We start from the raw sequence: 6,219 nt of genomic DNA on the forward strand, positions 1-6,219 counted from the left end.
CAGTTAGGAGATTATAAAACATCCCTTCGTAAAACTGAACTTTTTCGTTAAGAATTTTAAGAAATAGTAACTGATGTACATCTTAAGATCTGTAAGAAAAAATCATTTTTCTATTTATATTGCATCCTGAATTTAAAAAAAATACCATGAAAGATTTAATTTCAAAGATCGAAGCCGAATTCGAATCATTTCAAAAAGATGCAAACTCGCAACTAGAAAGTGGAAATAAAGCAGCTGGAACCAGAGCGCGTAAAGCCTCTTTAGAGCTTACAAAGCTTTTTAAAGAGTTTAGAAAAGTGTCAGTTGAAGAAGGAAAAAAATAGGTAAATAAAAAAGGCAGACTAATTGGTGTTAGTCTGCCTTATCATGATCGCTATTATAGTAATAGCAAAAGAGAGCGTTTATGTATTTATAGTTAAGAATTATCTACTATTGCTGCATCAGGTGCATTTGATTTAACAGAAGCGATTCCAGTTTCCATAGCCGAAGTACTCGAATACATCTCACTAGTACCAATTACTTGACCATTACTCGATTTTAAATTAAAAAACGGACTTCCATCTTTGGCGGTATTCCGTTCGAACATTGCATCATCTTGAGCATTTTTCTTTACAGAGTCGATACCATTCTCACAAGCTGATTTAGTAGTGTACCCTTGACTACTTAAGATGACTTGTCCATTCGTAGCTTTTAGATTAAACCGATATTTATCAGATGTATCGGTGTTTATTTCAAATTTTCCCATGGTTTGTTAATTTTAGTTTGAATATAAAACTTTTAGAGAAAGTTTCAAAATATCCTATACGTTATTGAAAAAATTAAGAGTATAAATCAGTCTATTTAAGATAGTATTTTTTTAAATCCACCGCGCTCCTCATTTTTCATTTTCTAAAAAGCCTTTTTGGTAAATCCTTCTTTTGGATTTACTCGGCAAAGTCCTGAAAATAAAAATTGAGTCTTCCCCACATTTTAAGGGTTTTATAATAAAAGAAGCCGTTACCTGTTTTTCGGGATAACGAAAAACAGCGGTAGTGGTCTAAGGATTGCTAACCCGAAATCATTTTTTTAGGCGTTTAACTTCCCGTACACGCCTGCAAAAATGTATCGGCTAAGCATTCCTAAACCCCTATAGAACCTGTCAAGACTATAACAAGTTTTGCTTAGAAATAAGGTTTCTACTTCCTTGTAAATCCTAGGATTTACTGGCGTCAGCAGACACTCCTGATTTCTGCTCAAAAGTCTTGACAGAACCTACTGCTTTTATAAGTGCTATGCACGCAAGAAGGCAAACAAACACCCCTTAAAATGTTAGCTTATTAATAGGATGAATCTTTTAAATGAAATACTGAACACTATTTTTTAAACTAGTGAAAAATTCAAGAAACTTCATTGCTAAAGAACTTCACTCAAAGGCTTGCAGACAAAGGGCATTTAGTAACCTTTTAAATTTTTTAATTATGAGTACTTTAAAAAATCAAGTGCAACTTATCGGAAACGTAGGACAAGAACCACAAGTAACCGTTTTAGACAATGGCAAAAAAGTAGCTAGAATTTCCTTAGCAACTAATGAGAACTTTAAAAACTCCAAAGGCGAGAAACAAACCAATACCGACTGGCATCAACTTGTTGCCTGGGGGAAAGTAGCTTCTCTTATCGAAGACTATGTATTTACGGGGAAAGAGATTGCCGTTCAAGGAAAACTGTCCTCACGTTCCTATGAAGACAAAGAAGGCGTAAAACGCTATGTAACCGAGGTTATCGTTTCAGAGATTTTATTTCTTGGTGGAAACCAAGCAAGTTAAAAAGCAATACAGCAGGTCCCCCGACCTGCTGTATTTAACTATTTCGGATCAATTTAAAATTGAATAGTTATGTTAAACAAAGTTAATGAAATTCAACTCTCGTATAAAGAAAGTTTTTTGACCAGTTGTGAAACAACTATTTCCAGTAGTAGCAAAGCTGCTGCTATTCTTTTACAATCCTTTGATATGAATACCATCGCTTTACAAGAGACTTTTAAAGTCTTATTGTTAAATAATTCGAATAAGGTAAAAGGAGTTTATACGCTTTCCATAGGCGGAATTACGGGTACGCTGGTTGATATCCGCATTTTATTTGCAGTCGTACTAAAGAGCCTTAGTACAGCGGTTATTTTATGTCATAACCATCCCAGTGGTACACTCAAGGCCAGTGAATTGGATAAGGAAATCACGGAAAAGATTCGCAAAGCAGGTTCGTATCTTGATGTGAAAGTATTAGACCATATTATTTTAAGCCCCGATGGGAAGTACTTCAGTTTTGCAGATAATGGTTTGTTATAAATTGAATTTTAAAGTATACTATAATGGTCTATTTAAATTATAACAACCTCGATAACGAAACCCAAAATCGGTTGCTTTCCATGTCCAAAAAAGATGTGGAAAATCGATTTGGGAAACAATTAAAGCACTACGCTAGGGAACATTATGTAAATTATGAATCCCTATTGGAAGAAGAAGCGATACGAAATCTATACAATTATACGTATGTTTTCAATATCTAAATAGCAAATAACAACAATCACGCCCATCGATTATGATGGGCTTTTTTTATGTGTAATCCCTTGAAATGAGTATCTTTAAATCGTAAGGCAGCAGCCTTTTTGGTCATAAAAATAGGTTCGTTTTGACAGCTTTCCAAACGGACGATTTGACTTTCCTTATATGACCATATCACACAATTGAAATAAGGCACCCACCTTGGTGGGATGTATGAATTTTGTCTCTGCGGGACAAAATGGAGTAGCAAGAGGGTAACCCGCTGACGCGTGGTTACTGATTTGAATTGTTAGTATTTGATAGGGATTGCCTAGAATTCATATCAAAATACATGTCAATAGGGGGAGACTAAAGTTCGTTTTTTACTAAAAAAACCGCTTAGCCCAGTAAAACCTATACAAATTTTACTAAAAAATGGATAAAGGATACGAAAAAGAACCCTTTGTGACGGTTAAAATAAAGGAATCCGTGATGAAGAAATTTAGGAGCTATTGCAAACAATTGGGGTGTTCTCAATCCATGACTTTATTAGTGATGTTGGAATTTTTTGAAACGAGTGGGATCTCTCCAAAAGAACGCATGGATTCTAAAATGCAGACCTTAGAAAGCTTAGTGAAAAAAAGAATCAATCATGTGATTGCGGTGATTAAAGAACAAGAAAAGACGCAGACAAAACCTACTTTGTCAATGTTAAAAGCCCTTTTTGAAGGCGCAGCCCTCAAGGATACACCCAAGTTTGTGGAAAAGAAGCCCAAGAAAAAGCCTCCCAAGTTTGTAGAGAAGAAAAGAGATGTAGATGAATTATAAAGGAAATGCTTATGTATGTAACAATATCAGCACAAAAATTAGAAGGCAGTTATCCGCAAAGTGTAAGCGGTTATGTAGCGTATCTAGAAAAAGAAAATGAAGGGGTCTCCAAAGAGGAAATGGAACATTTTTTTAATCAATATGGGGAAGCAATAAATAGGGAGGAGGTTATTAAAGAAATTGATAGCAATACCGCAAAGCTAAAGAAAACAGAGCCTAAGTTTTATTCCATTACCATCAATCCAAGTCAACGTGAACTAAGGGCTATAAACAATTCTGTAACTGATTTAAAACGATACACCAAAGCAGTAATGGAAGCCTATGTAACCTCTTTTAATCGTGAAATCAATGGAAGAAATGTGACCATTGCTGATATAAAATATTATGCAAAACTAGAGCATAAGCGTTATTTCAAAGGAAGCGATACGGAAATTATAGAAAATCAAAAGTATGCTAGTGAGATCCTTAAGCTCAAGCAAGAACTTCGCAAGTTTCCTATGGAAATTCAGAGCGCTCAGAAGGGAACGCAACCAACTGCTAAAAAAGCGAAATTGGTCAAACAAAGAGAACTGCATAAGCGCATAGAACAGTTGGAAAGGGAAGCGCCCCATCAGCTGCATGGCAAGCGCATTGTTCAAGGGATGGAGAAACCCGGGAATCAATCCCATATCCATATTATTGTTAGTAGAAAGGATGCTACCAATAGCGTAAGTCTTTCTCCTGGGAGTACCTATAAAGCTTCCAAAGTAACCATCAATGGGAAAGAAGTGAAAAGGGGATTCGATAGGAATCAATTTTATAAAGATGCTGAAAAGGTATTTGATAGAATGTTTGCATACAATCGGAATTATGTGGAATCCTATAAAGCACGAAAGCTATTAAAGCATAAGCCTACGAAATTCTTTTTGAAAGTGTTGCAACTCCCATCAAATGAGAAAGCCCTTGCATTGAAATTACTAAAAGAGCAACAGGTCCCCGTGACTACCATTCCTACCAATAAAGTGCAACTGGCAATTAAAGCACTTAAACAGGTTAAAAAAGGAATTGATGTTGGGATTCGCTCATCATCCATTGGATATTAAAGTGGAGAAGGATGATAAATGTTTGGACATATTTGTGGGTTTTCATTGGGATGGGATGCATCGCATTTGTATTGATTCGGTATAGTAAATATGGCTTGTTTCTATCACTTATATTGATGAACCTTCTATGGATAGAAGGAAGTTATGGGCATGATATACAGATGATTTCTAAAAGTGTGATACATCTCTATTGCCCAATGTTGCTTATAAATGTAATCTTGTTTGGAATTTTGACAAAAGAGGGGAGTAGTGGTACTGATAGACGATTTAAAGCGATTTTAAAACTTCAATCTGGAAAACTAATATTGGAAAACATTCGCAGAGGCATATCCGTGATCGGCGCTGCTGGGAGTGGCAAGACAGCAAGTGTTACCTATGGGTTATTACAGCATTTTAAAAAGCATCAGTTTAGTGGAATCATCCATGATTACAAACATTTTGAAATTACGGAATTAGCTTATCCTTTATTAAAGGATTCAGGGATTGATTTTAAAGTGATTTGTTTAGACACCATATATTCCAAAGTGAATCCTATAGCGCCCCGATATTTACCCAATGAAGAAAGTGTGTATGAAGTATCGCGGGTTTTAGTTGAAAATCTATTGGAACAGACCTCTGATACGTATAAAGGAGCGAATCATTTTTTTAAAGATGCAGCGGAAGGCCTGATAAGCGGGCTTATTTGGAAGCTAAAAAGTACCTATCCTACCTATTGTACTTTACCCCATCTTATCATATTATATCAGTTATTAGATACAGAAAGTCTAGAGGCTTTTTTACAAACCAATCGCATTGCTGCAGGAATGGCTGCTGCCTTTATACAAGGGATAGAATCGGAAAAACAAACGGCAGGGGTCAAGAGCACACTTTCCAATGCGCTAAAGAAAATTAGCAGTCAGCGACTCTTTATGGCTTTATCAGCCGATGAAACACCACTTCATTTAAACCGACTTCCAAAACCTACTGTTTTATCAGTGGTAAACAATCCACTTTATGAGGCAGCCTATGCGCCCGTGATTGCAACCATTATGCATACGGCTGTAAAACAGATGTCAGTTAGAAATGCAGCACCCTCTTTTTTGTTAATGGAAGAAGCGCCGACCTTGCGACTGTTGAACATGCATCGAATACCAGCGACCCTTCGAAGTTTTGATATCGCCACCGTTTATGTGTTACAAGATAAAGTCCAGAATGACATGATGTACGGGGACAAGGGAAGTAGAGCGATTCTTAGTAACCTATCCTATCAATTCTTTGGCAAGGCGAATGATCCCTTGACCGCAAAGTATTATGAACAGTTTTTTGAGATGATAAAAACAAAAACCAGGAGTGTTACTAAAAGTAGTTCGCTCAGCTTTGAAGCTAGAATTACCACAGGAGAACGAGAAATTGCTAAAAATAGAGCAAGTACGTTTTTAGTTTACGGCAAGGGGAATTTATCAGCTTTGCAGATGGAAAAGATCGAAAGATTCGCTTTCCAGTGCCTGAATTTGATAAGGTCAAACCTTTACCAGAAAAAGTCTATACAGCTAAAGAACTAAAAGAAAATTATAAAAGGATATATAAGGAGGTGAAGGGGATATTTCAAGCTTCCTGAGATAGCATCCTCAAGATATTTAAAAAGCCTGTTTTCAATAACAATTGTCCAGTTTTTGATAAAAGCTAATCCAAAACCTGTATTAATTTTATTCAAAATAAATTATTTCCCCCTCAAACCAATTCATTTAAGTACATGAAAAATGAAGGTAAGGAGAATTATATTATGGGGAATCTGTCTGCTGTATGTACTGTTA

General features: G+C 36.0%; 7 protein-coding genes and 1 pseudogene. 7 read left to right on the top strand and 1 reads right to left on the bottom strand.

Features of this window, described 5'->3' with window-relative positions; genetic code table 11:
• Window positions 1–146 precede the first annotated feature (146 nt).
• The gene (locus tag JOOMADRAFT_RS19530) at window positions 147–323 is read left to right on the top strand and encodes a histone H1 (protein ID WP_008615214.1); all 177 of its coding nucleotides are present in this window, start codon (window positions 147–149) and stop codon (window positions 321–323) included.
• A gap of 92 nt (window positions 324–415) precedes the next feature.
• Here the strand turns inward: JOOMADRAFT_RS19530 and JOOMADRAFT_RS19535 are convergent, their stop codons facing one another.
• Window positions 416–745, bottom strand: a complete 330-nt coding sequence (locus JOOMADRAFT_RS19535) for a YegP family protein (RefSeq protein ID WP_008610594.1) — start codon at window positions 743–745, stop codon at window positions 416–418.
• Window positions 746–1,457: 712 nt separating this feature from the next.
• Between JOOMADRAFT_RS19535 and JOOMADRAFT_RS19540 the strand changes: the two genes are divergently transcribed.
• The 6 genes and pseudogenes from JOOMADRAFT_RS19540 (at window position 1,458) to JOOMADRAFT_RS19560 (ending at window position 6,023) form a co-directional block, all read left to right on the top strand.
• Complete coding sequence (locus JOOMADRAFT_RS19540; RefSeq protein ID WP_008610593.1) at window positions 1,458–1,802, top strand: single-stranded DNA-binding protein; 345 nt, start codon at window positions 1,458–1,460, stop codon at window positions 1,800–1,802.
• 69 nt (window positions 1,803–1,871) lie between these two features.
• On the top strand, window positions 1,872–2,321 hold the full coding sequence (locus JOOMADRAFT_RS19545; RefSeq protein WP_008616469.1) for a JAB domain-containing protein: 450 nt from the start codon (window positions 1,872–1,874) through the stop codon (window positions 2,319–2,321).
• Between the two features lie 23 nt (window positions 2,322–2,344).
• Entirely contained in the window at window positions 2,345–2,542 is a 198-nt protein-coding gene (locus JOOMADRAFT_RS20050) for a hypothetical protein (RefSeq protein WP_008616470.1), read from the top strand.
• Window positions 2,543–2,951: 409 nt separating this feature from the next.
• Window positions 2,952–3,344: a BfmA/BtgA family mobilization protein gene (locus JOOMADRAFT_RS19550; RefSeq protein WP_008616471.1), complete on the top strand. Its 393-nt coding sequence runs from the start codon at window positions 2,952–2,954 to the stop codon at window positions 3,342–3,344.
• A gap of 11 nt (window positions 3,345–3,355) precedes the next feature.
• A complete protein-coding gene (gene mobB, locus JOOMADRAFT_RS19555) occupies window positions 3,356–4,426 on the top strand; it encodes a MobB family relaxase (RefSeq protein ID WP_008616472.1) in 1,071 nt (356 codons plus the stop codon).
• Window positions 4,427–4,437: 11 nt separating this feature from the next.
• Window positions 4,438–6,023, top strand: a pseudogene (locus JOOMADRAFT_RS19560) (type IV secretory system conjugative DNA transfer family protein).
• Window positions 6,024–6,219 lie beyond the last annotated feature (196 nt).

This window comes from Galbibacter orientalis DSM 19592 (assembly GCF_000260115.1).
Lineage (GTDB): Bacteria > Bacteroidota > Bacteroidia > Flavobacteriales > Flavobacteriaceae > Galbibacter > Galbibacter orientalis.

What these genes read in the sequence shown, in the direction of transcription:
- JOOMADRAFT_RS19530 (WP_008615214.1), top strand. Translation starts at nt 147, where the DNA reads ATGAAAGATTTAATTTCAAAGATCGAAGCCGAATTCGAATCATTTCAA.
- JOOMADRAFT_RS19535 (WP_008610594.1), bottom strand. Translation starts at nt 745, where the DNA reads ATGGGAAAATTTGAAATAAACACCGATACATCTGATAAATATCGGTTT.
- JOOMADRAFT_RS19540 (WP_008610593.1), top strand. Translation starts at nt 1,458, where the DNA reads ATGAGTACTTTAAAAAATCAAGTGCAACTTATCGGAAACGTAGGACAA.
- JOOMADRAFT_RS19545 (WP_008616469.1), top strand. Translation starts at nt 1,872, where the DNA reads ATGTTAAACAAAGTTAATGAAATTCAACTCTCGTATAAAGAAAGTTTT.
- JOOMADRAFT_RS20050 (WP_008616470.1), top strand. Translation starts at nt 2,345, where the DNA reads ATGGTCTATTTAAATTATAACAACCTCGATAACGAAACCCAAAATCGG.
- JOOMADRAFT_RS19550 (WP_008616471.1), top strand. Translation starts at nt 2,952, where the DNA reads ATGGATAAAGGATACGAAAAAGAACCCTTTGTGACGGTTAAAATAAAG.
- mobB (WP_008616472.1), top strand. Translation starts at nt 3,356, where the DNA reads ATGTATGTAACAATATCAGCACAAAAATTAGAAGGCAGTTATCCGCAA.